Source organism: Tenacibaculum sp. SG-28, assembly GCF_002954385.1.
In the GTDB taxonomy this organism is placed as follows: domain Bacteria; phylum Bacteroidota; class Bacteroidia; order Flavobacteriales; family Flavobacteriaceae; genus Polaribacter.
Map to the genome: position 1 here is coordinate 12,715 of NZ_MQVY01000002.1, position 25,425 is coordinate 38,139.

The 25,425-nt window shown below is 34.4% G+C and carries 24 protein-coding genes and 2 pseudogenes; 17 read left to right on the plus strand and 9 right to left on the minus strand.

Features of this window, described 5'->3' with window-relative positions; translation table 11 throughout:
• Positions 1-37: 37 nt before the first annotated feature.
• The 3 genes and pseudogenes from BSU00_RS05030 to BSU00_RS05040 all read left to right on the plus strand — a co-directional run bounded on the left by BSU00_RS05030 (position 38) and on the right by BSU00_RS05040 (position 3,531).
• Entirely contained in the window at positions 38-1,309 is a 1,272-nt protein-coding gene (locus BSU00_RS05030) for a hydroxymethylglutaryl-CoA reductase, degradative (protein ID WP_105003428.1), read from the plus strand.
• A 1-nt stretch (position 1,310) separates the two neighbouring features.
• The gene (locus tag BSU00_RS05035; RefSeq protein ID WP_105003429.1) at positions 1,311-2,240 is read left to right on the plus strand and encodes a GYDIA family GHMP kinase; all 930 of its coding nucleotides are present in this window, start codon (positions 1,311-1,313) and stop codon (positions 2,238-2,240) included.
• A gap of 79 nt (positions 2,241-2,319) precedes the next feature.
• Positions 2,320-3,531, plus strand: a pseudogene (locus BSU00_RS05040) (NAD(P)/FAD-dependent oxidoreductase).
• Between the two features lie 10 nt (positions 3,532-3,541).
• On the opposite strand, the gene BSU00_RS13220 reads toward BSU00_RS05040, so the two are convergent.
• The 6 genes from BSU00_RS13220 to BSU00_RS05070 all read right to left on the minus strand — a co-directional run bounded on the left by BSU00_RS13220 (position 3,542) and on the right by BSU00_RS05070 (position 7,828).
• Positions 3,542-4,141 (minus strand): SMP-30/gluconolactonase/LRE family protein, encoded by a 600-nt coding sequence (locus tag BSU00_RS13220; RefSeq protein WP_369820300.1) that lies wholly within the window; start codon positions 4,139-4,141, stop codon positions 3,542-3,544.
• Positions 4,142-4,508: 367 nt separating this feature from the next.
• A complete protein-coding gene (locus BSU00_RS05050; RefSeq protein ID WP_105003430.1) occupies positions 4,509-4,739 on the minus strand; it encodes a hypothetical protein in 231 nt (76 codons plus the stop codon).
• 6 nt (positions 4,740-4,745) lie between these two features.
• Positions 4,746-5,348: a thiamine diphosphokinase gene (locus tag BSU00_RS05055; protein WP_105003906.1), complete on the minus strand. Its 603-nt coding sequence runs from the start codon at positions 5,346-5,348 to the stop codon at positions 4,746-4,748.
• A 62-nt stretch (positions 5,349-5,410) separates the two neighbouring features.
• Complete coding sequence (locus tag BSU00_RS05060) at positions 5,411-6,304, minus strand: DUF6624 domain-containing protein (RefSeq protein ID WP_146104794.1); 894 nt, start codon at positions 6,302-6,304, stop codon at positions 5,411-5,413.
• Positions 6,305-6,320: 16 nt separating this feature from the next.
• Complete coding sequence (locus BSU00_RS05065) at positions 6,321-7,250, minus strand: serine hydrolase (RefSeq protein ID WP_158254393.1); 930 nt, start codon at positions 7,248-7,250, stop codon at positions 6,321-6,323.
• 215 nt (positions 7,251-7,465) lie between these two features.
• Positions 7,466-7,828 (minus strand): hypothetical protein, encoded by a 363-nt coding sequence (locus BSU00_RS05070; protein WP_105003433.1) that lies wholly within the window; start codon positions 7,826-7,828, stop codon positions 7,466-7,468.
• Between the two features lie 209 nt (positions 7,829-8,037).
• Between BSU00_RS05070 and BSU00_RS05075 the strand changes: the two genes are divergently transcribed.
• The 7 genes from BSU00_RS05075 to BSU00_RS05105 are packed head-to-tail and all read left to right on the plus strand — an operon-like array spanning position 8,038 to position 14,220.
• The gene (locus tag BSU00_RS05075) at positions 8,038-9,096 is read left to right on the plus strand and encodes a sensor histidine kinase (protein WP_105003434.1); all 1,059 of its coding nucleotides are present in this window, start codon (positions 8,038-8,040) and stop codon (positions 9,094-9,096) included.
• Positions 9,089-9,805, plus strand: coding sequence for a LytTR family DNA-binding domain-containing protein (locus BSU00_RS05080; RefSeq protein ID WP_105003435.1), 717 nt, complete (start codon positions 9,089-9,091; stop codon positions 9,803-9,805). Before BSU00_RS05075 ends, BSU00_RS05080 begins: the two co-directional genes overlap by 8 nt.
• A gap of 34 nt (positions 9,806-9,839) precedes the next feature.
• On the plus strand, positions 9,840-10,919 hold the full coding sequence (locus BSU00_RS05085; protein WP_105003436.1) for a diphosphomevalonate/mevalonate 3,5-bisphosphate decarboxylase family protein: 1,080 nt from the start codon (positions 9,840-9,842) through the stop codon (positions 10,917-10,919).
• A gap of 21 nt (positions 10,920-10,940) precedes the next feature.
• Positions 10,941-11,432 (plus strand): toxin-antitoxin system YwqK family antitoxin, encoded by a 492-nt coding sequence (locus tag BSU00_RS05090; RefSeq protein WP_105003437.1) that lies wholly within the window; start codon positions 10,941-10,943, stop codon positions 11,430-11,432.
• A 44-nt stretch (positions 11,433-11,476) separates the two neighbouring features.
• The gene (locus BSU00_RS05095) at positions 11,477-12,403 is read left to right on the plus strand and encodes a mevalonate kinase (protein ID WP_105003438.1); all 927 of its coding nucleotides are present in this window, start codon (positions 11,477-11,479) and stop codon (positions 12,401-12,403) included.
• A gap of 14 nt (positions 12,404-12,417) precedes the next feature.
• A complete protein-coding gene (locus BSU00_RS05100; protein ID WP_105003439.1) occupies positions 12,418-13,335 on the plus strand; it encodes a geranylgeranylglycerol-phosphate geranylgeranyltransferase in 918 nt (305 codons plus the stop codon).
• Positions 13,336-13,380: 45 nt separating this feature from the next.
• On the plus strand, positions 13,381-14,220 hold the full coding sequence (locus BSU00_RS05105; protein WP_199176762.1) for a pseudouridine synthase: 840 nt from the start codon (positions 13,381-13,383) through the stop codon (positions 14,218-14,220).
• A 29-nt stretch (positions 14,221-14,249) separates the two neighbouring features.
• Here the strand turns inward: BSU00_RS05105 and BSU00_RS05110 are convergent, their stop codons facing one another.
• The 3 genes and pseudogenes from BSU00_RS05110 to BSU00_RS05120 all read right to left on the minus strand — a co-directional run bounded on the left by BSU00_RS05110 (position 14,250) and on the right by BSU00_RS05120 (position 17,359).
• Positions 14,250-14,600, minus strand: coding sequence for a heavy-metal-associated domain-containing protein (locus BSU00_RS05110; RefSeq protein WP_105003441.1), 351 nt, complete (start codon positions 14,598-14,600; stop codon positions 14,250-14,252).
• 2 nt (positions 14,601-14,602) lie between these two features.
• Positions 14,603-16,847 (minus strand): annotated as a pseudogene (locus BSU00_RS05115) (TonB-dependent receptor domain-containing protein).
• Between the two features lie 53 nt (positions 16,848-16,900).
• Positions 16,901-17,359, minus strand: coding sequence for a hypothetical protein (locus BSU00_RS05120; RefSeq protein WP_146104795.1), 459 nt, complete (start codon positions 17,357-17,359; stop codon positions 16,901-16,903).
• A gap of 59 nt (positions 17,360-17,418) precedes the next feature.
• Between BSU00_RS05120 and BSU00_RS05125 the strand changes: the two genes are divergently transcribed.
• The 7 genes from BSU00_RS05125 to rodA all read left to right on the plus strand — a co-directional run bounded on the left by BSU00_RS05125 (position 17,419) and on the right by rodA (position 25,344).
• Positions 17,419-17,883: a GAF domain-containing protein gene (locus BSU00_RS05125; RefSeq protein WP_105003443.1), complete on the plus strand. Its 465-nt coding sequence runs from the start codon at positions 17,419-17,421 to the stop codon at positions 17,881-17,883.
• A gap of 357 nt (positions 17,884-18,240) precedes the next feature.
• Positions 18,241-19,773 (plus strand): bifunctional phosphoribosylaminoimidazolecarboxamide formyltransferase/IMP cyclohydrolase, encoded by a 1,533-nt coding sequence (gene purH, locus BSU00_RS05130; RefSeq protein WP_105003444.1) that lies wholly within the window; start codon positions 18,241-18,243, stop codon positions 19,771-19,773.
• 64 nt (positions 19,774-19,837) lie between these two features.
• On the plus strand, positions 19,838-20,866 hold the full coding sequence (locus tag BSU00_RS05135) for a rod shape-determining protein (protein WP_105003445.1): 1,029 nt from the start codon (positions 19,838-19,840) through the stop codon (positions 20,864-20,866).
• Positions 20,867-20,882: 16 nt separating this feature from the next.
• Positions 20,883-21,710 (plus strand): rod shape-determining protein MreC, encoded by an 828-nt coding sequence (mreC, locus tag BSU00_RS05140; RefSeq protein ID WP_105003446.1) that lies wholly within the window; start codon positions 20,883-20,885, stop codon positions 21,708-21,710.
• Entirely contained in the window at positions 21,703-22,209 is a 507-nt protein-coding gene (gene mreD / locus BSU00_RS05145; RefSeq protein ID WP_105003447.1) for a rod shape-determining protein MreD, read from the plus strand. The genes mreC and mreD overlap by 8 nt, the downstream gene beginning before the upstream one ends.
• Entirely contained in the window at positions 22,206-24,086 is a 1,881-nt protein-coding gene (gene mrdA / locus BSU00_RS05150; RefSeq protein ID WP_105003448.1) for a penicillin-binding protein 2, read from the plus strand. The genes mreD and mrdA overlap by 4 nt, the downstream gene beginning before the upstream one ends.
• Positions 24,067-25,344 (plus strand): rod shape-determining protein RodA, encoded by a 1,278-nt coding sequence (rodA, locus tag BSU00_RS05155; protein WP_105003449.1) that lies wholly within the window; start codon positions 24,067-24,069, stop codon positions 25,342-25,344. The genes mrdA and rodA overlap by 20 nt, the downstream gene beginning before the upstream one ends.
• Positions 25,345-25,425: the final 81 nt, after the last annotated feature.

The window sequence follows — 25,425 nt, forward strand, 5'->3', positions numbered from 1 at the left end:
CATTTATCTTTGACCCGTCTAAAAACAGCAAAACAGAATGTCTAAAGTTATTTCAGGGTTTTCAAAATTCTCGAAAGAAGAAAAAATTACATGGCTCGCTGCAAATTATTTCAGTAACCAACAGGAAATCATAAAAACACTCAAACAGTACTGGAATGAAGACTCTGCATTACAGCAACTTCACGATGATTTTATAGAAAATACAATTACTAATTTTTACATGCCATATGGTATCGCCCCTAACTTTGTAATAAATGGGAAAGAAATGGTGATTCCAATGGTAGTAGAGGAAAGTTCTGTAGTTGCAGCCGCGTCACTGGTAGCCAAATTTTGGAGTACGCGAGGAGGATTCAAAGCTTCGGTAGTGTCTACCAAAAAAATTGGACAAGTACACTTCATGTACCAGGGAAAAAAAAGCGATCTTTCTACCTATTTTGAGGCAAAGAAACCAAAACTTTTAGAAGCAACCGCAGCGATCACCAAAAATATGGAAAAACGCGGAGGAGGAATTCTAGATATTCAATTGGTAGATAAAACAGATGATCTCAGTAATTACTACCAACTTTTTGTGACGTTTGAAACAAAAGATTCTATGGGAGCTAATTTTATTAATTCATGCCTTGAAGCCATGGCAAACGAGTTTAGAAATGAGTCTGTAGAAATTGTAATGAGCATCTTATCTAATTACGTTCCCGAATGCCTTGTTAGAGCGGAAGTTAGCTGTAAGGTAGAGGAGTTGGGAGGCGATAATCCGAGAAGGTTTGCTAAAAAGTTTGAACAAGCGGTTAAAATTGCTGCTGTAGAACCTTATCGTGCAGTAACCCACAATAAAGGTATTATGAACGGAATCGATTCGGTTGTACTTGCTACTGGTAATGATTTTAGAGCGATAGAAGCAGGTGCCCACGCCTATGCAGCCAAAGACGGAAAATATAAAAGTTTAACGCATTGCGAAATAACAAATGGTATTTTCAAGTTTTGGATAGAAATTCCTCTTGCAGTTGGTACAGTTGGTGGACTAACTGCATTACACCCAATGGCTAAGCTGTCTTTAGATATGATGAACAGACCTAATGCAAGAGAATTAATGGAAATTATGGCTACGGCAGGTTTGGCACAAAATTTTGCCGCGCTCCGAGCCCTAACCACTAAGGGAATTCAGCACGGTCATATGAAAATGCACTTAATGAATATTCTAAACCAATTAGGTGCTAACGAGCAACAGAAAGATTGTATTGTAAAGCAATTTGAAAATAAAACAGTATCTCATAGTGCTGTTGTAGAGGCTTTTAACCAATTAAAAAATTAAATTGAACAGGTATTACAGTAATGGTAAATTATTACTAACAGGAGAATACGTAGTCTTAGATGGCGCGAAATCGCTGGCAGTTCCTTGCAAGTTTGGACAAGATTTAGTGATTAACAGCATAAATGAACCCTTATTAGTTTGGGGAAGTTTTACCAAGGAAGGGCAATGCTGGTTTGAAGCTTCGTTTAGTCTACCACAGCTTCGTTTGGTTTCTGCCACCTTTAACTCTAATAAAGAGGGCAGTTCTGAATTTATTGCAGAAACACTACAAAACATCCTTCAAAAAGCGAAAGCCTTAAACCCAAATTTCTTAAAGGATACTAAAGGATATATCGTAAAAACACACCTAGGATTCCCCCAAAACTGGGGCTTGGGAAGTTCCTCGACCTTAATAAACAATATTGCTAATTGGGCACAAATAAACCCATACACTTTATTGTGGAACGCTTTTTCAGGAAGCGGATATGATATTGCGTGCGCCAAACACGACTCCCCAATAGTGTATTGTTTAGAAAACAAAGTACCATCGGTAACAGAAGTAGCTTTTAACCCTTCTTTTGAGGAAGAGCTATACTTTGTACACCTCAACAAAAAACAAAACAGTAGAGAAGGTATTGCCACCTATAAAAACCGAAAAAAGGAAGCCAGGTTTCAAATAAATACTATTGATACTTTAACAGAAGAATTTATGAGAGCTTCCTCTGCGAAAGACCTAAGTAAAGTTATTCAGTCTCATGAAGCAATAATAAGTTCGATTATTCAGCAAAAACCAGTAAAAGAAATCTTGTTCTCTGATTATTTTGGAGCAATTAAAAGCTTAGGTGCCTGGGGTGGCGATTTTATTTTGGCGACAGGAAATAACGATACACCAAGCTATTTTAAAGAGAAAGGATTTACAACTATAGTTCCTTATTCAGAGATGATATTGTGAGACTACAACCTAGTCTTTTAGCTTTATTTTTCAACAAAAAAGTAACTTAAAAAACCTGGAGTGATATTTAAATTTTAACATGAAAACAGTAATTATTATAGGAGGTGGTGCAGCAGGTTTTTTTACTGCCATTAATTTAAAAGAAAAAAATCCAAATTACGAGGTTATTATACTTGAAAAAGGCAAAGAGGTCTTACAAAAAGTAAAAATCTCTGGGGGAGGGCGCTGTAATGTTACCCATGCCTGTTTTGATCCTCGAGAATTAACTACATTTTATCCAAGAGGCGAAAAAGAACTTTTGGGTCCTTTTCATCAATTCATGACCGGAGATACTTTTGCCTGGTTTGAAGACAAAGGAATTCCCTTAAAAATAGAAGAAGATAATCGAGTGTTTCCCGAATCAAATTCTTCACAAACTATAATTGATTGTTTTTTAACTGCAGCGGCAAACTTGTATTACAATATTAAAAAGTACAGGAGTTACTGGTATAACTAAAAAAGAAAACACTTGGATTGTTAGAACTAAAAATCAAAATTTTACAGCAGATTATCTCGTAGTAGCTGCGGGTAGTAATAAAAAAATATGGAGTGAATTAGAAAGCCTAGGACACCGTATAATTAGTCCAGTCCCTTCATTGTTTACCTTTAATATCAAGGATACAAGAATCCAAGATCTGGGTGGTGTGTCTGTTCCGAACGCCAGTGTTCAAATCGCCAAAACAAACCTAGAAAATTTCGGCCCTCTATTAATAACACATTGGGGATTGAGTGGACCTGCTGTATTAAAACTATCGGCTTATGGCGCAAGAATTCTAGCCGATAAAAACTACCAATACAATGTGGTTGTAAATTGGCTGGGAATACCTACAGAAAATATACTTAACGATCTGCAACAATTAAAAAATAAGCACCCAAAAAACAAGTTATCGCAAAAAGTCCTTTCACGGAAATACCGAGAAGACTTTGGGAACGATTAGTTACTGCTGCAACTATTGAGCGTTTCCAGAATTGGGCAGATCTCAGCAATAAACAATTGCAAAACTTAGCCAATCAACTGAGCTACTGTGTTTTTAATGCGAATGGAAGAACCACCTTTAAAGAAGAATTTGTAACTGCTGGTGGTATCGATCTAAGAGAAGTTGATTTTAAAAAATTCGAAAGTAAGCTGCACCAAAACCTATTTTTTGTGGGAGAAATTTTAAATATTGATGCGGTCACAGGAGGTTTTAATTTTCAAAATGCCTGGACTGGCGGTTATATTTGCGCAACCACTATTGCTAACCGAACATAATACAGCTTTACTACTGTAAATACACTATCTCTATGCAACCTCTATCAGCCATGGTTACATAACAGGTATCGTAGGTATTGGAAAAAGTTATATTACTTGGTTTTTGACCGATAAGCTCAATTTCGTACAATACATCTCCTTTTGGCGAGAGAACAACAACGGTACCTTTCCCAAAACGAGTTATAAAAACATTCCCGTTCGCGTCACATCGCATACCGTCCAGACCAAAATCAGAAAAGGAAGTAAATTCTTTTTTGTTTGCAACATCGCCATTAGAAAGAAGATCATATACCCAAACTTTTCGTTGTATCGATTCGTTTACATACAATTTTTTCCCATCAGGACTTACGCATATTCCGTTAGTGGTTCCCATGTTCGATTCGATTAACTCAAAACCCTTTTCCTCTGTAACCCTCCACAAATTCCCTGTATTATTTTTCCAATTGGGATCACTTGCGTAAATAATTCCATTGGGTGCGATTGCAATATCATTTGGTTGGTTTGCAGTTGAATCTTTTGCGAATATGGATATGACCTTAGACGCATGGCAATCTTTAAAATGGCATGATTGGTATAATCTGCCACAAACATGGTATTGTTTTTCCCAAATCGTATCCCATTTCCGATACTACCATCGGGCAACGATACGAACGTAGTACTTTTACCATTTGGGGTAACTTTACCTATGGTACCTTCTTCTTTAAAATTTACCGCGTATATGCTACCATTTGCATCTACAGCTGGCCCCTCTATTCCTTGGGTGAAAGATCCGGGCTCTGTAAAATCTTTGCTTTTGAGTTGTGGTTTACATCCACTGAGAAAAATTGCTGCTAAAAATAGTATTTTTAATGAGGTATGCATTTTATACGATAAGAAATAATAGGTAACGAAGATGAAAAGATTTATAAACAAACCAATACTTCTTAGCTAAACTCTATAAAAAACTCGACAAAAAACAAACATTCGGTATATAAATGCTATGCTAAAACACCACGATGCGGTTTTAAGGCATCCCTGTACGTTTTCATGTAGGCTTCGTTTACAACAACAAACGCAATCGCATGCATATCATGAAGTACAGAATGGTTAATTTCCTCAAAAGGTAATTTTTCTACCGCTGCATACTCGTGTAAATGAACGCAGTGATGTTTCGCGGTTTCTGAAGCATCGGGACCTTTAAAGTCCCAAATTAGTTTTATTTTTCTCATGTTTATTTAATGATACACAAAAATAAGCAAATCTCCAGTATCAAAGGAGATTTCTACGGTGTCATGATTCGCTTTGTTTCTTGTTCCAATTCTTTTCCCAAACACTAAATCCTCCTGCGCTAATGCATATTGTAATCCCGAAGTGGTGATGTTAGTAACTTCTGAAAAGGGAACTAAAGAAATGGTCTTACCGAGACAGTCATGGATTTTTGTATATGGTTTTGCCACAAAATAAAAACCATACGCATCAAAAAAAGTAAGGTTTACTTTTTCTTTCCAATAGATTGCTGTGTGTATGTTTCCTAAAAAATGATCTTGTTCTCCACCACTTGCACCATAAACATCAATATCGGTATACTTTTGTTCGAATAGAATGTTTACTATTTTATCAAAATCTGTAAAATTTTGGTCAGGTGTATGCACCACTTTAATGTCGGCTGGTAGGTGCTGTAAGGAATCTAAATCACCGCTTATAAAATTGGGACGAATATTGTTTTTCTTTAAAAAATCATATGCGCCATCCGTAGCACAGACAATATCGTACTGTAAAATATCAGGCATAGATTTTGGCCTGGATCCATTTAAGAATAAAGCGACAGATTTCTGCATAAAACAAAAATACCCTTTTCTTTGCAAGAAAGGGTATTTTATAAAAAAAACTAAGATGAATACTACTCTTTCTTCACAACCCAATCGTAATCTATTTTCTTTTTCAAATACTTTTGAAGAGGCTCCAAACCTATTTTTTTTCTTCGTTTATCTACATGTTCAGGCTCATAAATAGGAAAAGGCTCTAACTTTCTACTAGCATTAAATCTAAATTGCATCCCATATATTTGGGGCTTACCTGTATTTACCAAAATCCTATCTTGAATCTTTGCATATTCCACACAACTACCTTCTCCATTCAAACAGGCCTCCTTAATCTGAGGTAAATATTTAATTCTTACGGCTTCACATTCGTGATGATTAATAATCAGTAGCGGAGCATCTGCTGCCAGTTTTCCAACACTGCTAATGGTAGGCCATCCTCTTTTTTGAACTAATTTTTCCATTTGTTCAAAATTTTCCTTGCCGATTGATTTTTTATAGGATGACAAAGCATAATACCAGTGTGGCAGATATCCATTATTCATGTAAAATTTCTTCGCCATATCAATCTGATAATCTAAAACCTGGTCTTTCCTTAATAATGCTAAGAGCTTTTTGGCATATAAAGGCTCTTTTAAATGATTTTTATTAAGTTGTTGATTTTCAATTTCTTTCCAACGTGGATCATTGGACAATGTATACAAATCATTGTCTGCTAACACCCATAAAGAAGTATCGTTTCGTAAAGAAATCTTTAAAAATTTGAATGCCTTATCTATCTGATTCGTTAAAGCATATGCACAGGCTAAATTATATGAATTATTCATATTATCCGGGTATATATCGTATTCGATTTTATATGCTGAAATCGCCTTATCTAATAAACCATTCGCTCTATGTTTGTCCCCTTCGCTTTGAGAAAACAAAAATTGCGACAAAAAAAACATAATTATATAAAAAAACACTTTCATCATTTCAATAGGTAGTTGATTAACGTGAAGTATTTGAACTCATAAAATTTTGTAAAAACTGAATAGCTGTTTCTGTCATATTCTCGGTAGACGCATTAAAAGTCATACATGTTGCTAGCTTTAATTCTGGAATATAAAAAGCAATTGACGTGTATCCATCAATTCCACCATCATGGCCGTATATGATTAATCCGTTATAAGAGACTACAGAAATACCCATACCCATTTCATCTTTGGGAGTGGTCATGAGTTTTAATGATTCTTTCGTTAATAATTTCCCTGAAAACAAACTATGGTAAAAAAATGCTACTTCTTTAGATGTTGAGACGATGCCTCCAGCACCCATAGTTGCATTTAAATAAGTTTCTTTTGGTATACGTTCCCATACATTACCTTTTCTGTAATATGACAGTGCCTGATTACTTGAGGGATTTAATTGTCCTCCAAAATTTGTTCTTTCCAAACGCAACGGGGTAAAAATTCTAGTTTGTAATACTTTTTCAAAAGCCATATTATCGACATCCTCTGCAATATAACTTAGTAAAATATAATTGGTATTAGCGTACTCTTTTTTCAGTCCTGGATCAAAATTAGTACCATTATTTTTTATTTTTGCTAAGATATCTTCCCGAAAACGAGGCTTTTGAATCCATTTGCTAAACCCATCCTCTTCCGTAAGATTAAACAACCCACTTCTATGATACAACAAATGTTCAATAGTTATCCTATTTGCATTTGGAATATCTTTAAAATACCTACCAATTGTTGTATTTAAGGATATTTTACCCTCTTCAATCATTTGTAATATAACGGTAGAGGTATAAGTTTTTGATATAGACCCAATCCTATATTGTGTATTCGAATCTGGTTTAGATTTTGGTAATTTTGCTACACCTATGGATTTTTGATAAACTAGAATTCCATCCTCTATAACTGTGGTAGTCCCCATAGCCATATTATTAGACTCTAGATTATCAAAATTGATCTATTGGTTGTTGTTGTAAAGCATAGCTTTGTGTCACAATTGAACATAAAAATGCCATTAAAAGTATGTTACTTTTTGTCATAATTTAAAATTTACAGTTAAATAAATTGTTAGGCCGCTTTGAAAATATATTTCACTACGAAAGGAAAACGTAAGTACATAATGAATTAGAAATGATTTTATTTGCTAGTCTTTAAAGATAAAAACATCAAGCATACCCTTACTATTAAGAACACTAACATCCCAAAACTTGGGCTTAGTAAACTTATTTTTAGGCCACCTGCAAAAATTGGATTAGCGACCATTCCTTCCGATGTAGAAATAGCGTCCAATGCTTGTATCATCCCAAGCATAAACCCTAAAAAACCGTATACCAAAGCAAATAAACTGAGATGCCCCAATAGATTTTTTAATTTTCCATGGGCATCCCCTTTGCGCATAGAATAAATTAAAATCACCATACAAGCTATCAAAAGCAATAATATTGGATACATAAACATTGGCCCTCCATCATGTAATAAATTAGCTACTAAAAATTTCATAATTAAATATTATTTGGTTTATCTATACAAACATATCTTTAAGGTTTGAATTGTTTAGACAAATGCGACGAGCAACAACTTAAACAAACCAAAATACCATAAACAAAAAGGTTTTGACAAAGGTACCCGAATTTGTTATTTACGCCTACCATCTTGTAGTTCATCGCAAAAAATAATACATTCCACAAAAAAAACTACATTTGTTTATAATGATGACTACTAATTTTTCTGCTCGACTAATCGGCCATATCGTATTACATAGTCTCTTTTGGATTGCAGTATATTTCTTTTATACCTACTTTTTAGGATATGGAAGTAATAACATCTCCTATGTGAATTTGTTTTCTCTATACTTAATGCCTATAACTGTTGGGATAGGTTATTTTTTCTATTTCTATTTAATTCCAACCTATAACACCGCACAAAAACAAGGCTACTTTTTACTGTACACACTTTACACATTTGTAGTATCCTTTTTTCTAATTATTATTTCTATTTTCTTCGGTTTAATTTTCTCCTCTAATTTACTCAAGGAGAATGTCATACCGCTTACCAAAGGCGTTATCTTCATAATATTTGGGGTATATTTTGTTCTTGTAATAACAATAATTCTAGGAATGATAGTACAGAACTATACCGCTAATTTTAAAACAGAGGAACTAAAAAGGAGATATCTTGAGACAAAACTGCAATTGAAGGAGCAAGAGTTACGTTTCTTAAAAATGCAAATCCATCCACACTTTCTTTTTAACACTCTTAATACGCTGTACGGATTTGCATTAAAAAAGGCAGAAGAGACACCAGAGATGATACTGAAATTATCGAATTTATTAGATTATATTTTGTATCAAGTTGAAAAACCATCTGTTCTATTAACCGACGAAGTTACGCATATCGAAAACTACATTGCCCTTGAAAAGATGCGATTTCAAAAAGGGCTACAAATGCATATTACCAAAAATATTGCAAACAAAAATCTATGTGTGGCACCAATGCTTTTACTGCCTTTCGTAGAAAATGCATTCAAACATGGCAGACAGATAAATAACGTCCTACACATTCATATTTCTATTGAAAGCAGAGATGAAAATATAGCCTTTACAATAAAAAACAATGCTAAAAAAACAAAAAAGGAAGGCAATGGAATCGGGCTAGAAAACATACGTAAAAGACTAATTATGCACTATCAAAACAAGCACACCCTTGCTATAAAACGAGACGAAAATACGTTTGAGGTAAAACTTAAAATAAACTGTAACTATGCGTAAAACATCGTGTATTATCGTAGATGACGAACCTGTAGCTAGAGAAATTTTAGAGAACTATATCGCTAAAATTCCCTCCATAGAAGTTATAAAAAGTTGTTCGAATGCCCTAGAGGTAATGGAAGTATTAAACCGACAAAAAGTAGAGTTACTTTTTCTTGACATTAATATGCCAGATATATCTGGTTTAAGTCTTGCCAAATCGATACGAAATCAAACTAAAATAATTTTTACCACCGCATACCGCGAATATGCAATAGACGGCTTTGACCTGCATGTGGTTGATTATTTACTTAAACCATTTTCGTTTGATCGATTTTTGGAGGCAATTCAAAAATTTCACCGACAAAGACAAATGCAAGGAAACGAAAAACCCAGCAGCACCACGAACAAAAATATTGCCGATTTCATTTTTGTTAAGTCGGATAGAAAAATGTTAAAATTAAACCTAAAAGATATTCTTTATTTAGAGAGCTTAAGTGATTATATAAAAATTCACACCACGGAAAAAACAGTTATCACCAGAGAAACTTTTGCCAACATTGAACGTAAAATACCTGCTTCGCAATTTTTAAGAGTTCATCGTTCCTTCATTATTGCCATAGCACATATAGAGTCCTTTACCAAGGAACATATTGAAATACGTAAAAAGGCGATTCCTATCAGCAGAGGCTACAAACAAGAAGTCTTGGCTAAACTCAATTTTATTTAGACGTAAACATTTATCTTTGTAAAAAACTACAACATTGAACACAGCTGATTTTATTTACCAAGGAACTAAAAAAAGTATAGAAAAAGCATCTTTCACTTGCCAAACACCAAGTAATATAGCACTGGTGAAATATTGGGGAAAGAGCGACCCGCAAATCCCAAAAAATGCATCTATAAGTTTTACTTTGAATCACTGTCATACAAAAACAACTATTGCGTTTACTAAAGTAGACAAGAGTACTACGATAACTTTCGATTTGTATTTTGAAGGGAAAAAGAAAGAAGATTTCAAACCTAAAATAAGTAAATTCTTCGAAAGAATTGCAAGCTATTGCCCCTACCTGTATGAATATGAAATGGTAATCCATTCAGAAAACTCCTTCCCGCACAGTAGTGGTATTGCCTCCTCTGCAAGTGGCATGAGTGCAATTGCAATGTGCATCATGAATCTGGAAAAAGAATTAACTCCAGATGCAGAAATAGACTATATTCATAAAAAAGCTTCTTTTTTAGCACGTCTCGGCTCCGGTAGTGCTAGTAGAAGTATAGAAGGACCTTTGGTAGTCTGGGGAAAACACCCAAACATACCAGAGAGTTCGGATCTTTACGGAGTTAAATTCCCATTCAAAACCCATCCAATTTTTAACGAATACCAAGACACGGTTCTTTTAGTAGACAAAGGAGAAAAGCAAGTTTCTAGTACTGTAGGACACAACTTAATGCACGACCACCCTTTTGCAACGCAACGTTTTAAACAAGCAAATGAAAACTTAGAAAAATTAAGCACTATTCTTCAAAACGGTAATATTAAGGATTTTATTCAACTCGTAGAAAGCGAAGCCCTAACCCTACATGCTATGATGCTTACTAGTAATCCGTATTTTATACTGATGAAACCTAACACGCTTGAAATCATAAATGCGATATGGAAATACCGAGAAGAAACCGATAGCAATGTATGTTTTACCCTAGATGCAGGGGCTAATGTTCATGTACTTTACCCAAAAGAAGAGAAGCAAAAAGTGGAAAAATTCCTAAAAGAAAAAATGTTAAAATATTGCCAAAAAAATCATTATATTTGTGATAATGCGGGGTTTGGCGCACAGACCTTTTAACTAAATTCCCTTTTTACTCTTATGAAAATAGCAACAACATTTATTGTTGTATTTGTTGGAATGTTAAGTTACACCACAAATGCACAAGAAACAATTTGGTTCGATGCAAACTGGCAAGAAACCTCTCAAGACAAGGCAGAATACTACCGACCTGTCCCAAAAAAAATAAAAGAAGGATTTTGGATTGTAGACTATTACAATAACGGTCAAATTCAAATGGAAGGCTACAGTACGGTAAACAAGCCTGGAGAAGAAGAATTTGAGGGCTTAGTTGTATATTACCATGCCAATGGAAACTTTTTTCACAAAGCGAATTACAAAAACGGAAAGCTCCATGGCGTTCGCATGGTGTACTATGAAACAGGGAACCTGAAAGAGCAAGGAAATTATGTAGAAGGCAAACGACAGGGGAATTGGAAAACATTCTACGAGAATGGAAAAATTAAAGAAAAAGGAAAATATCAAAATAGCGAGAAGGTAGGGGTTTGGAAAACTTTTTATAAAAATTTATAGTAATAATTTGGAAACTAGTATCTTTGTATAAGAAACTACCGATTATGAAAGGACCATTGTTTTATGCTAAGATTTTACTCTTTGGAGAATACGGAATTATCAAAGATTCAAAAGGTCTTGCTATTCCATTTAATTCATACAAAGGGGCGCTAAAATCAGCTACTACTTTAACTGGAGAAGCATTAAAATCAAATAAGAGTTTATACAATTTTTATCACTATTTGCAAGGAATAGAAATTGATGGCGTTTCTTTCGACTTCTCTAGCCTTCAAGCAGATATTGAAAATGGTATGTATTTTGACTCTTCTATTCCGCAAGGGTATGGTGTAGGAAGTTCAGGTGCACTTGTAGCATCAATTTACGACAAATACGCCAATAACAAAATTACTGTTTTGGAGAACCTCACGAGGGACAAATTGTTAAGCTTAAAACATATTTTTTCACAAATGGAATCTTTTTTTCACGGAAAAAGTTCCGGCTTAGACCCGTTAAATTCTTATCTGAGCATTCCGATATTAATCAATTCTAAAGAAAATATCGAAGCAACCGGTATACCGTCTCAAAAAGAAGGTAAAGGTGCCGTTTTCTTATTAGATTCTGAACAGATAGGAGAAACTGAGCCTATGGTTAATATTTTCATGAATAAAATGAAAAATGAAGGATTCCGAAAAATGATTAGTGAAGAATTTTCTGCCCACACGGATGCATGCATAGAGGATTTTCTTCAAGGCAATATTAAATCGTTGTTCCACAACGTTAAAATGCTATCCAAAGTAGTACTCACCAACTTTAAACCAATGATACCCCAGCCTTTTCATAAAGTTTGGGAAAAGGGGATTCAAACTAATGATTACTATTTAAAGCTTTGTGGTTCTGGTGGCGGTGGTTACATATTAGGATTTACAGAAGATTACGATAAGGCTAAAAAGAGTTTGCAAGATTACAGATTAGAGTTAGTATATCGCTTCTAATTAACTGTTTTGCTATGAGTACCCAAAAAGCTAAATCGCTTTTGTTAAAAATACTAAGTCTCCTATCGGTAATCAGAGGATATAATATATTTGTTTTAATAGCAGCACAATACCTTGCTGCTATTTTTATTTTTTCAGAAGATCAGTCACTTAAAAATATAATTTTAGACCAACATTTACTTTACATAGTTTTAGCTACAGTTTGTGTAATAGCTGCTGGATACATCATCAATAACTTTTACGATGTCAAGGCAGATAGAATTAACAGACCAATCAAAACCGGTTTAGACTCTTATGTAAGACAAGAAACCAAACTAACACTATACTTCGTTTTAAATTTTATTGGATTTTGTTTTGGAGTACTTGTTTCGTGGAGAGCAGCACTATTTTTTGCAGTGTATATTTTTGGTATTTGGCTGTATTCTCACAAACTTAAAAAACACCCAATATCCGGTTTGTTTGCTGCTACCTGCTTAACCGTTTTACCTTTTTTCGCAATATTTGTACACTACAAGAATTTTTCCAAAGTAATATTTGTACATGCTTCCTTTCTTTTTCTCGTGGTCATGATTCGAGAACTTGTAAAAGACTTAGAGAATATTAAAGGGGCTATTGCCAATAATTACAATACATTTGCCGTAAAATACGGTGAAAAACACACCAAATACACAATCTTATTACTACTTGTATTAACCTTAGTTCCGGCAACAATTCTTTTTAATTACCAAGGTTTAGAAAACATGAAGTACTATTTTTATACCGCCGCTTTTACCTTAATTTTTATCGGCTTTTACACCATCAAAGCAACCGATAAAAATGAATACCGACTAATTCATAACATTCTAAAAATTTTACTATTGGTTGGTGTTTTTAGTTTGCTACTAATAGATAGAGAGATAATCCTAGACAAAGTAGTACATGTTTTAGACTAAACATTAAATATTTAACGTACCTTTGCGCACATTTTTACATTTATCATGAATTCAAAAAACTCGTCGAGAGGACGACAAGCTGGAAGCAACAGCAATCCTCGCAAGAAAAACACTTTTCAAAAAGATTTTAAGAAAGCTGTAAACCACAACAAAACATCAATACAAAAAACAAACCAGGAAGGAGTCCGCTTAAACAAATACATAGCTAACTCCGGAATTTGTTCCCGTAGAGAAGCAGATACCTATATCGAACATGGAAGTGTTACTGTAAATGGACAATTGGTTACCGAAATGGGGTACAAAGTAAAAGCAACCGATGAAGTGCGCTTTGATGGTTCGCTTATTTCTATGGAACAAAAGCGTTACGTTCTTCTCAATAAGCCAAAAAATTACATCACTACGATGGAAGATGATCGCGGAAGAAAGACAGTTATGGAGCTGATACAAAATGCAACCAAAGAGCGCATCTACCCTGTAGGTAGATTAGATCGTAACACTACCGGATTATTACTTTTTACAAACGATGGTGAACTTGCTAAAAAGCTAACACACCCTAAACATAATGTTAGAAAGTTGTACCATGCCTCTCTAGACAAAAAATTAACCTTATCGGATTTAGAAAAACTTAGGGGCGATGTCGTTATAGAAGGGCGAAAAGTATTTATAGATGCTGTTTCTTACGTTAATGGAGAGAAAAAGACAGAAGTTGGCATAGAAATACACTCTGGAAGAAATCGCATTGTTCGAAAAATATTTGAACACTTTGGATACAGTGTTTTAAAACTCGATCGTGTAATATTCGCAGGTCTTACCAAGAAAAATCTTCCTCGTGGAAGATATAGAGAGTTGACTAAGCAAGAAGTTGTTAATTTACAAATGTTATAAAAAAAAAACCGAGATAGTATCTCGGTTTTTTATTGATGATCTTTTACAACCTCTTCATCCCTATAACGACAGCATGGATCTAAAGTCTCATAAGCTTCTTTTGTAGCTTTAATTTCTTCGGTATCATGCCCTACTCCTGCAACGGTTTCTTTTATAGCAGTAACTGAAGTTTTACGTTCGTTAAAGATCACGTTTAAATCATGGGTCTTTACATTCCATACTGCATATTTAACCCCCTTCATTCCCAGGGTCGCCTTTTCAATTCTCTTTTTACACATCATGCAAACCCCATCTACTTTAAAACTGGCTTTGGCATTTTTCTTTTGTGCAATTACAGTACTACATACCATAAATGCAATTACTAATACTATGTTTTTCATTGTTAATCTAATTTAAATCGTAAACCTGTATAAAAATTTCTTCCAAAAATAGGAGCATATACTATTGTAGAATCAAAATATGCTCCAAAAGGATCATCATTGCCCAATATAGGATTTTTTGTCGGTAATCTGTTAAATTCTCGGCACCTAAATATACTTCAAACTTTTTAGAAAACACTTTTGTAATTTGCGCGTTTAGCAAACTATAGCTTGGCGCGTAATTTTGCAAACGATAAATCTCTGGATTACTTTGTGTATTGGGTAAACGTTGCTCCCCTAACCAGTTAAAAGTAGTATCAAATTTCCACTTTGCTCCATTTTCTTTGGTTCCTGTTTCGTATGAAATATTGGTAAAGAAACGCTCTTCTGCCTGCAGAGGATTTGCCAAATTCCCTACTTTATAATCTTTGGAAACATCAAATACTTTATACGCTAATCGTATATCTAGATTCGAAATAATATTTTGGTTTACCTCTATTTGAAAACTATTAGCGATACTTTCTCCGTCGAGGTTATAAAATGAAATTTCTTGTGGGTTTTCCCAATCTACCACCACTTGGTTTTGAAAATTAGTTTGGTAAAAGTCTAGAGTAATATCTCCTTTTTTTCCAAATAGTCTATATCCTTGCATAAAAGAAAACCCATAGTTCCAAGCAGTCTCCGGATCTAAACCATAGATATTTCCACCGGAATTTTCAACCGTAATAGTTCGCGAAGAAGCAAATAACTGTTGGTTTTCTGCAAATATATTAGCACTTCTTTTCCCTCTTCCTGCAGAAACTCTAAACACCCCTTTCTCCCATGCCGTATATCGCAGGTGTACTCTTGGAGTAAAAAAAGTACCTAACAAATTATGGGAGTCTAATCGGACTCCGGCTGTCATGTTTATATTGTCTCCGTTGTCGTAGGAATATTCAAAAAACCCACCAATTGAATTTTCTTTTCTTTGATAAGACTCGGCGTCCTCTAACGACATCCCTACGAGTTCGTCATAAGTATCGTACATTACATTTATACCTGTTTTAAACTTATGCCTTGTATCGCCAATAATAGAGTTAAACAAAAAACTTCCGTATGCACTTTGGTGCTCAATATTATAATCTCGTATACCAAAGTAAGCATCCTGATTATGGTTACTGTAAGCCATTTGAAAACCAAAACTTTGAAATGGTAAATCCGGAAAAACATAACCAACTTTAGTTGAAGCATCCAATCTTTGCGTATGAATTTTACTACCCCAGGCATTAGTTGTTCCCTGATCCACGGCCTCGTTAAAGCTAATTTGTCCAGATCTTTTTTCATCGTTTAATACCCTAATATTGAAAAAGCTAACCCATCCTTTTTCAGGGTTTGTGTACTGCCAACGATTCATAATATTAAACTGATTTGTTAACGGATTATCAAGAAAACCGTCTTGGTTATTATCAAAACGACGCTTTCTATTGTCTGCATGGATATATAACCCTGTACTCCATTTATCAGAAACCTTTGTGTTAAAATGTGTATTCAACTCCAATCGCCCTCCCAAAGAACCGAAAGCATTTACAAATATTCGATTATCGGAAAAAGGCTTAACTAATTCGGTGTTAATTTGACCAGAAATACTTTCAAATCCATTAACAACACTTCCAGCTCCTTTTGTAATTTGAATACTGTTTACCCAAGTACCGGGTGTAAAAGTTAAGCCATATGCTTGCGAAGCCCCTCTAATAGATGGAATGTTTTCTTCGGTAATAAGAATGTAAGGACTTGTAAGGCCTAACATTTGTATTTGCTTTGTACCGGTTAATGCATCTGAAAAATTAACATCAATAGACGGGTTGGTTTCAAAACTCTCCGATAAATTACAACAAGCCGCCTTTAGGAGCTCATCACTGTTTATCGTAACTAGATTTTGAGATTTGAGGAAAGACTTTTGCGTGGCACTTTTTTTTACATCAAGAGAAACTTCCTCTAACACATTTATTTCTTTAAGGACATGACGAATTGGGCTAGTATTTTCGACGGTAATCGTATCCGTTTGAAAACCGACAAAACTAAATACTAACGTTTTGTATTCTTTGCGGTATGGTATAGAAAAGGTTCCATCATTAGCGGTACTGACACCTACATCAGTTCCCTGCCAATACACAGAAACTCCATATAAAGCTTATTGTTCTCCTCTAAAACTACGCCTTTTAAATTGTCTTGCGCACGAATAAATGAGAAACTAACTAGCATTAAAATGCTAAATATATATACTTTCATTACTTATTTTTAAACGATTATTACTATTTAATTTTACTTGACAATAAGAAAAATCAAATAAGATACGTTTCGTAATGCGTTTGAAAATCAAAAATAAGGTTTGGTGGGACATAAAGAAGGTCCTCTACAGCAAAATCTTGAGTCTCTTGAAACAACAAGAAAGACATGGTAAAGGAAAGCACAAAATCTTTAACTTGATTTGTTGAAGATAATTTTTCAAGCGAATTTTTTACGATATCTTGTTGTCCTTCAACTTTTAAAACTTCGTCTTTACAACAGTTTTTTTTCTTCACCTGTACTTTGGATTCACACGAATCAACAGGAGTATCAGAACAAGGAGAAGCGTTACCCAGATAGGAAACATCTACTAAATAATCGCCACAGAAGTGTTTTTCAATAGCAAAAGAAAAGGTGGAAAACACCAATAAAAATGCCAGGATAATGGCTGTTATTTTTTGAAAATTATTTCTCATTCGAAGTGCAAAGATACAAAAAATGAAAAATATTTTCAAAAAACAATTGTTACACATAATTTTACAAATCAAAATACCTAACTTAAAACGAACATGTAATGAACGATTTCCCCAAATTAAAAAATGAAATCAAAAACATTTTTGAGAAGCAAAATCCAATCGAAGAAACACTACAAAAAACATGTGATATTTTAGCTAATTCCATCGCTTATTACGATTGGGTTGGATTTTACTTCAAAAACGGAGATAAAAACGAACTTAAACTTGCTCAATTTCATGGAGAACCTACAGACCATACCATAATTCCTTTTGGTAAAGGTATTTGTGGACAAGTCGCAGTAAGCAATGAAAACTTTGTAGTTCAAGACGTTTCAGAACAAGACAACTATATTTCTTGTGGATGGAAAGTAAAATCTGAAATTGTAATACCGATATTTGTAGGTGGAGAAAACATTGGTCAAATAGACATTGATTCCCATTCGGTTGCTCCATTCACGAAAAAAGACGAAGAATTATTAGAATATGTTTGTGAAAAAGTTGCCAAATTACTGGATCAAAGCTAGAAATCCTGTAAATATTTGAAAGCTAACTATTTTTTACTATATTTGATTCAACATATTAACAACTTTATTAACATTTTTAACCCCTTAAATTATGAGTAGTAAAGATTTCCCCTCTTACGCTGCTTTGAGCAATTCTGCTCAAACAAAAAATGCAACTTTTTTCGAAAGATTTACAGATTGGTTCCGAAATTTTTTGGAGACTTCGGAATAATAGTAGTCTTACATTAATTGCAAAAAATCAAAAAACACTGTTTAGATTTCAATTTAAACAGGTTTTTTTATTCTAAAAAAAGTACATTGGTTTATTGTGAAACCAACTAGCTTTTAGTAATTTTGTTCGCTTAACTACACAACAAAATGAACAATACAAAAACTATCAAATCTGCATTAATTTCGGTATTTCACAAAGACGGATTAGAACCCTTGGTGCGAGAACTTGACCGATTAGGTGTCGCTATATATTCCACAGGTGGTACCGAAAAATTCATTTTAAATTTAGGCATCAATGTAATTCCAGTAGAAGATGTTACCTCATACCCTTCCATCCTTGGAGGAAGAGTAAAAACGTTACATCCAAAAGTTTTTGGAGGAATTTTAAACAGACAAGATCACGAAGGTGATGTTGCAGAGCTAGATGCTTATCAAATTCCACAAATAGATTTAGTTATCGTAGACTTGTATCCTTTTGAAAAAACTGTGGCATCTGGAGCAGCGGAGCAAGACATAATAGAAAAAATAGATATTGGTGGTATTTCTTTAATTAGAGCTGCCGCAAAAAACTTTAAAGATACCGTAATCTTATCATCTATGGATCAATACGATGCATTTCTTACGGTACTTAAGGAAAATAACGGAGAGACCTCTTTGCAAGAAAGAAAGCAACTCGCTTCCCAAGCATTTAATATTTCTTCACATTACGATACTGCCATTTTTAACTATTTCAATCAAGAATCTAAAGAAGAGGTATTGAAAATTAGTGAGCTTCAAGGAAAGGTTTTACGATATGGTGAAAACCCACATCAAAAAGGATATTTTTTCGGTGATTTAGATAAAATGTTTGATAAATTACACGGTAAAGAATTAAGTTACAACAACCTGTTGGATATTGATGCTGCGGTCAACCTAATGAACGAATTCACAGGAGAAGAACCAACTTTTGCCATTTTAAAACACAATAATGCTTGTGGTTTTGCACAACGAACAACCATTAACCAAGCATATAAGGATGCCTTGGCTGGAGATCCAGTATCTGCATTTGGAGGTATTTTAATTTCCAACGTAGCAATAGACAAAGAAACAGCAGAAGAAATTCATAAATTATTTTGCGAAGTAGTTATCGCACCATCCTTTGCGGATAGTGCTTTAGAAATTTTAAAAGGAAAGAAAAACAGAGTTCTTTTAGTGCAAAAAGATATTGCGCTTCCGAAAACGAATCTTCGAACGTGTCTTAACGGAACTTTAGTACAAGACAAAGACAACATAACAGATTCGCTTAAAGACTTGACATATGCAACAGAAAATAAGCCTTCTGAAAGAGAATTAGAAGACTTGATATTTGCTTCTAAAATTTGCAAACACACGAAGTCTAACACTATTGTACTCACCAAAAATAAGCAATTATTTGCTAGTGGAACAGGACAAACTAGTAGAGTAGACGCGCTCCGTCAAGCGATTGAGAAAGCCACTAACTTTAGATTTGATTTAAACGGTGCTGTTATGGCAAGCGATGCCTTCTTTCCGTTTCCAGATTGTGTAGAAATAGCAAATACTGCTGGTATTAAAAGCGTGATACAGCCAGGTGGATCTATAAAAGATCAGTTAAGTATAGACTATTGCAACAACAATAACGTTTCTATGGTATTCACAGGAACACGACATTTTAAACATTAATAAAAAAAGGAGCACAAACGCAGTGTTATTGCTCCTTTTTATTTGAAGATAAAACAGTAACAATATGGGTTTTTTTGACTTTATGACCGAAGATATTGCAGTAGACTTAGGAACTGCAAATACACTTATTATTCACAACGGAAAAGTTGTCATAGATAGCCCTTCTATAGTTGCCAGAAATAGGCTAACAGGAAAAATCATTGCCACGGGAAAAGAGGCAAATATGATGCAAGGAAAAACACATGAAAACATTAAAACTATTCGACCTTTAAAAGACGGGGTGATAGCTGATTTTCAAGCATCTGAAGAAATGATCAAGGAGTTTGTCAAAATGATACCTGCGATTAAAAAGAAACTTTTCCCACCATCGTTGCGCATGGTAATTTGTATTCCTTCGGGAATTACAGAAGTAGAAAAAAGAGCAGTAACCGACTCTGCTCGTCACATGAATGCTAAAGAAATTTACCTTATATACGAACCTATGGCAGCTGCAATTGGTGTTGGTATTGATATAATGGAACCAAAAGGGAACATGATTATTGACATAGGTGGAGGAACTACCGAAATAGCAGTAATTGCCCTAGCAGGAATCGTATGTGACCAATCGGTAAAGGTAGCTGGTGATTTGTTTACTAGCGATATAATGTACTACATGAGAACGCAGCACAACCTCTATGTTGGAGAGACAACTGCAGAAAAAATAAAAATCCAAATCGGTTCTGCCACAGAAGACCTAGATACTCCTCCAGACGATATGATGGTACAAGGAAGAGATTTACTTAGTGGAAAACCAAAACAGGTACAAGTTTCTCATAGAGAAATAGCAAAAGCATTAGACAAATCTATTTTGAGAATCGAGGACGCTGTAATGGAGACACTTTCTAAAACACCACCTGAATTAGCTGCCGATATATACAATACTGGAATCTATCTTGCAGGAGGGGGTTCTATGCTAAGGGGATTAGACAAAAGATTATCGAGAAAAACAGATTTACCGGTATATGTTGCCGAAGATCCATTGCGTGCCGTAGTTAGAGGGACAGGAATCGCGTTGAAAAATCTTGAGAAATTTAAATCGGTATTAATTAAGTAAGAAGGGATAATTTTTTATGCAACATCTATTCTATTTCCTGAGAAAGTATAAATACTTATTGTACTTTTTATTTCTAGAAATAATTGCAGTTGTTTTAATTATCAATAATAATAATTTTCATCGAAGCAAATTCATTAATACTACCAACACGCTTACAGGAGGACTATTAGAAAAAGTAAATTCCATTTCTGAGTACACCAATCTCGAAGCGATTAATCAAGAGCTTATTTTAGAAAACAAAAAGCTTAAAAACGATCTGGCGAAATTACAAACCCTATTAGACACGGTTACAGTGCAACAGGTAAAAGATGCATCAAAATACAAACAGAAGTACTTTTATATTGAAGGCAAAATTATTGCAAATAGCTTTCAAAAAACAAATAACTTTCTAACCGTAAACAGAGGCTACGAAAATGAAGTTAGTTCAGAAATGGCGGTAGTCAATAGTAAGGGTATCATTGGGATTACAGAACACGTGGGACCAAAATACACGAGAGTGCAATCTATACTTAATAAAAATAGTAAAATAAACGCAAGCTTTAAAAACAGTAATCATTACGGAACCCTAGAATGGAATAGTAAAAATTACAATGTTGCACAGCTATCCGATATCCCTAGACAAGCAAAATACAAAATAGGTGACACTATCGTTACTGGTGGAAAATCTGCTATATTTCCTGAAGGAATTCCTATCGGAACAGTTAAGAACACACCTACAAAACTATCGGCATTGAACACCATTGATGTACTGTTATTTAATGACATGAGTAATTTAGGTCAGGTATACATTATTAAAAGTTTTGACAGAGAAGAAATACTAAATCTAAATTCGCAAAGTGAATAAAACGCTGTATTACATATTACTATTTTTCTCTTTTGCGTTGCTTCAGGTCTTAGTGCTCAATAGAATTGAACTGTTTGGGTACGTCAATCCATATCTCTACATAGCCTATATTTTTATTTTGCCCTTAAATCAAAAACGAATTTCTGTTCTTACCAGTGCCTTTTTATTAGGATTGTGTATCGACATTTTTTGTAATTCAGGAGGAATACATGCTTTCGCTACACTTTTTATAGCTTACATTCGCTTGTTTTTTATTAGAGCTATTTTCAAAAAAACCGCCTCGGAATATGCATTATTTGACTTAAATTTAGAAACTTTTGGTAAAGTATTCAATTACACTGCAATTTTAACATTTATTCATCACTTTATTTTATTTAGCTTTATTAATTTTAGTTTCTATAATTTTTACAACGTAATACTCAACACTATACTATCGAGTATTTTCACGTTGTCATTATATTATATAGGAAGTTTTGTTTTTAGAAAGAAATCAGTATGAAGCGAAGTTTGTTGTTATTATTTTTAATTACTACAGTTGGTCTTGTATATATAGGCAGACTGTTTCAACTACAAATACTTCGAGAAACCACTAAAAATCCTACCATAAGTTCTACGGTAAAAGTAGAGTACGACTACCCTGAAAGGGGATATGTTTATGACAGAAACAAACAGTTACTTGTAGCAAATCAACTTTCCTACGACGTAATGGTTATTCCTAAGGAAGTAAAACAATTAGACACTGTTCAGTTTTGTTCCCTATTAAAAATCTCAAAAGAAGACTTTGTAAAACGACTTACAAAAGCAGAGAATTTTGCGAGGTGGTTACCATCGGTATTTCTAAAACAATTAGCTAAAGAGGACTTTGCTTTTTTACAGGAAAAACTTAAAAACTTTAAAGGATTTTATATCCAAAAACGTGTTATCAGAAATTACCCTGTAAAATCAGCGGCGAATGTTCTGGGTTTTCTGAGTGAAGTAAATGAACAAGTAGCAAAAAATAGTGCGTATTATGAACAGGGTGAACTTATTGGAAAGCTCGGAATTGAGAAACAATATGAAAATGTTTTAAGAGGAGTTAAAGGTAAAAAATATTACTCTAGAAATAATTTAAATATTATTACAGGTACCTATAAAAACGGAAAATACGACACCCTTGCTGTAGCTGGAAAAGACTTAATGCTAACAATTGATTCGGATTTACAGCACTACGGAGAGACCCTGATGAAAGGGAAGCGAGGTGGAATTGTCGCCATTGAACCAAAGACTGGAGAGATATTAGCATTAGTTACCGCACCATCCTATGACCCAAACTTATTAGTTGGAAGAAAAAGATCGCCAAACTCTGTAAAATTATTTTACGACTCCATAAACAAACCTGCCTTTGATAGAGGATTGCAGGCAATGTACGCCCCAGGTTCACCATTCAAAATGATTACCGGACTTATCGGTTTAGAGGAGGGGGTGATAGATGAAGATTTTTCGGTACGTTGCTATAATGGATATCGTTATGGTAGAAACAAACGAGATTTTATGGGCTGCCACTGTGGTATCGTTGGCTACCCTGTAAAACTTAAAACAGCAATAGCAAGATCTTGCAATAGTTATTTTGCGACTACCTATCGTAAGATAATTGACAATGCCGAAAATTCAAAAATTGGTTTAAACACCTGGAGTAAACATGCCAAAAGCTTCGGCTTAGGAAATTATCTAGGATACGATTTACCAACTGGTCAAAAAGGAAGAATTCCAGACTCCAGTTATTACAATAGACAATATCGATACCGATGGGGAGCAACTACGACCATATCGAACGCAATTGGGCAAGGAGAGGTAGAAGTAACCCCTATTCAATTGGCTAACATGACAGCAGCAATCGCCAACAAAGGCTTCTATTACAAACCGCACATTGTAAAACAAATCGATAATAAAGCCATTGTTAACCCTGTATACACCAAAAAGAGAAATACCACTGTAAGTCCAAAACATTTCCCGGTAATTATCGATGCAATGTATGATGTATTTACAAAGGGAACCGCAAGAGCTAGCCAGGTAAAAGATTTAAAAATCTGCGGAAAAACTGGAACTGTTGAAAATTTCATTAGAGTAGATGGTAAAAAAGTTAAACTCCCCGACCATTCTATCTTAGTAGCATTTGCGCCAAAAGAAGATCCAAAAATTGCAATGGCAGTGTATATCGAAAATGGTGGCTATGGCTCTGCAATAGCTGCCCCAATTACAAGCCTTATGATCGAAAAATACCTCAAAGGAACGGTAGAAAGAATAAACATTGAGAAAAGGATGCTCGATTTGAGTTTAGAAGATGTATACGCTAAATTAATACCTAAACAAGATAGCATTGCGCAAAACAAGAAATAACATATTTGAAGGCATCGACTGGATATTAATCCTTTTGTTTGTAGCCTTAGTATTTTTTGGATGGATAAATATTTATGCCGCTTCTTCCACAGAAGAGACTAGGGCAGTTTTTGATTATTCTGCCAGATATGGGAAACAACTAATATTTATAGCACTTGCTATACCAATTATAGTACTAATTTTATTTTTTGACTCTAAATTTTACGAAAACTTTGCAAGTATTTTTTATGTCATATCTCTGCTTGTATTAGCGGGCGTTTTAGTTTTTGGAAAAAAAATAAATGGCGCAACTTCGTGGTATAGCTTTGGCGGTATTGGTTTACAACCCTCTGAGTTTGCAAAAGCTTTCACTGCATTAGCACTTGCTAAGCTAATGAGTGATCGGAAATACAACTTGAAACTAATAAAAAATCAGCTCAAAGCATTTATAATAATTCTAATTCCTGCGTTTTTAATCGCACTGCAACCAGATATGGGATCTGTTCTCATCTACCTAGCCTTTTTCTTTGTTATGAACAGAGAAGGGCTGACAGTATCGTATTTTGTCCTTGGAGCTATTGCTCTCACGCTATTTTTAGCTACGATTTATGCAGGGGTAACATGGGTACTTTCCATATGTTTATTGCTTATCACATCCTATGTAATATACGGTGCTTATAAAAATAAAAGATTCTTACGATTCAATATTGCGGCAATTATAAGTACGTATGTCGTATCTACTGCATTTATTATCGGTATAGGATATGCATACAACAACATCTTAGAGCAACACCAACGTGATAGGTTTGATATTTTATTAGGAAAAATAGAAGATAAAAAAGGAGTAGGTTACAACATTTATCAGTCGGAACTAACAATAAGTTCTGGTGGCCTCACTGGCAAAGGATTCTTAGAGGGAGATAGAACCCAAGGTGATTTTGTACCAGAGCAGGATACGGATTATATATTTAGCACTGTTAGTGAAGAATGGGGCTTTGTAGGAAGTGCCGGAGTTATCATTCTATTCATGGTGCTCCTGTATAGAATCATATATTTGTCGGAACTACAACGCAATAAATTTGGGAGAATATACGGCTATGGAGTGGCTTCGATAATTTTCTTTCACGTATTAATAAACATAGGTATGGTAATAGGAATATTACCAACTATTGGAATACCACTACCATTTTTCAGCTACGGCGGTTCTTCCTTATGGGGATTCACAGTACTATTATTTATTTTTATACGACTGGATGCCCATAAAAAATACGAGTGGTAAAAACGAAATTTTAAGCACTCTTGCTCAATTCCCCACAGTACGAGAAAGGATTTTTACAATACTATTACGATAACAAAGCAA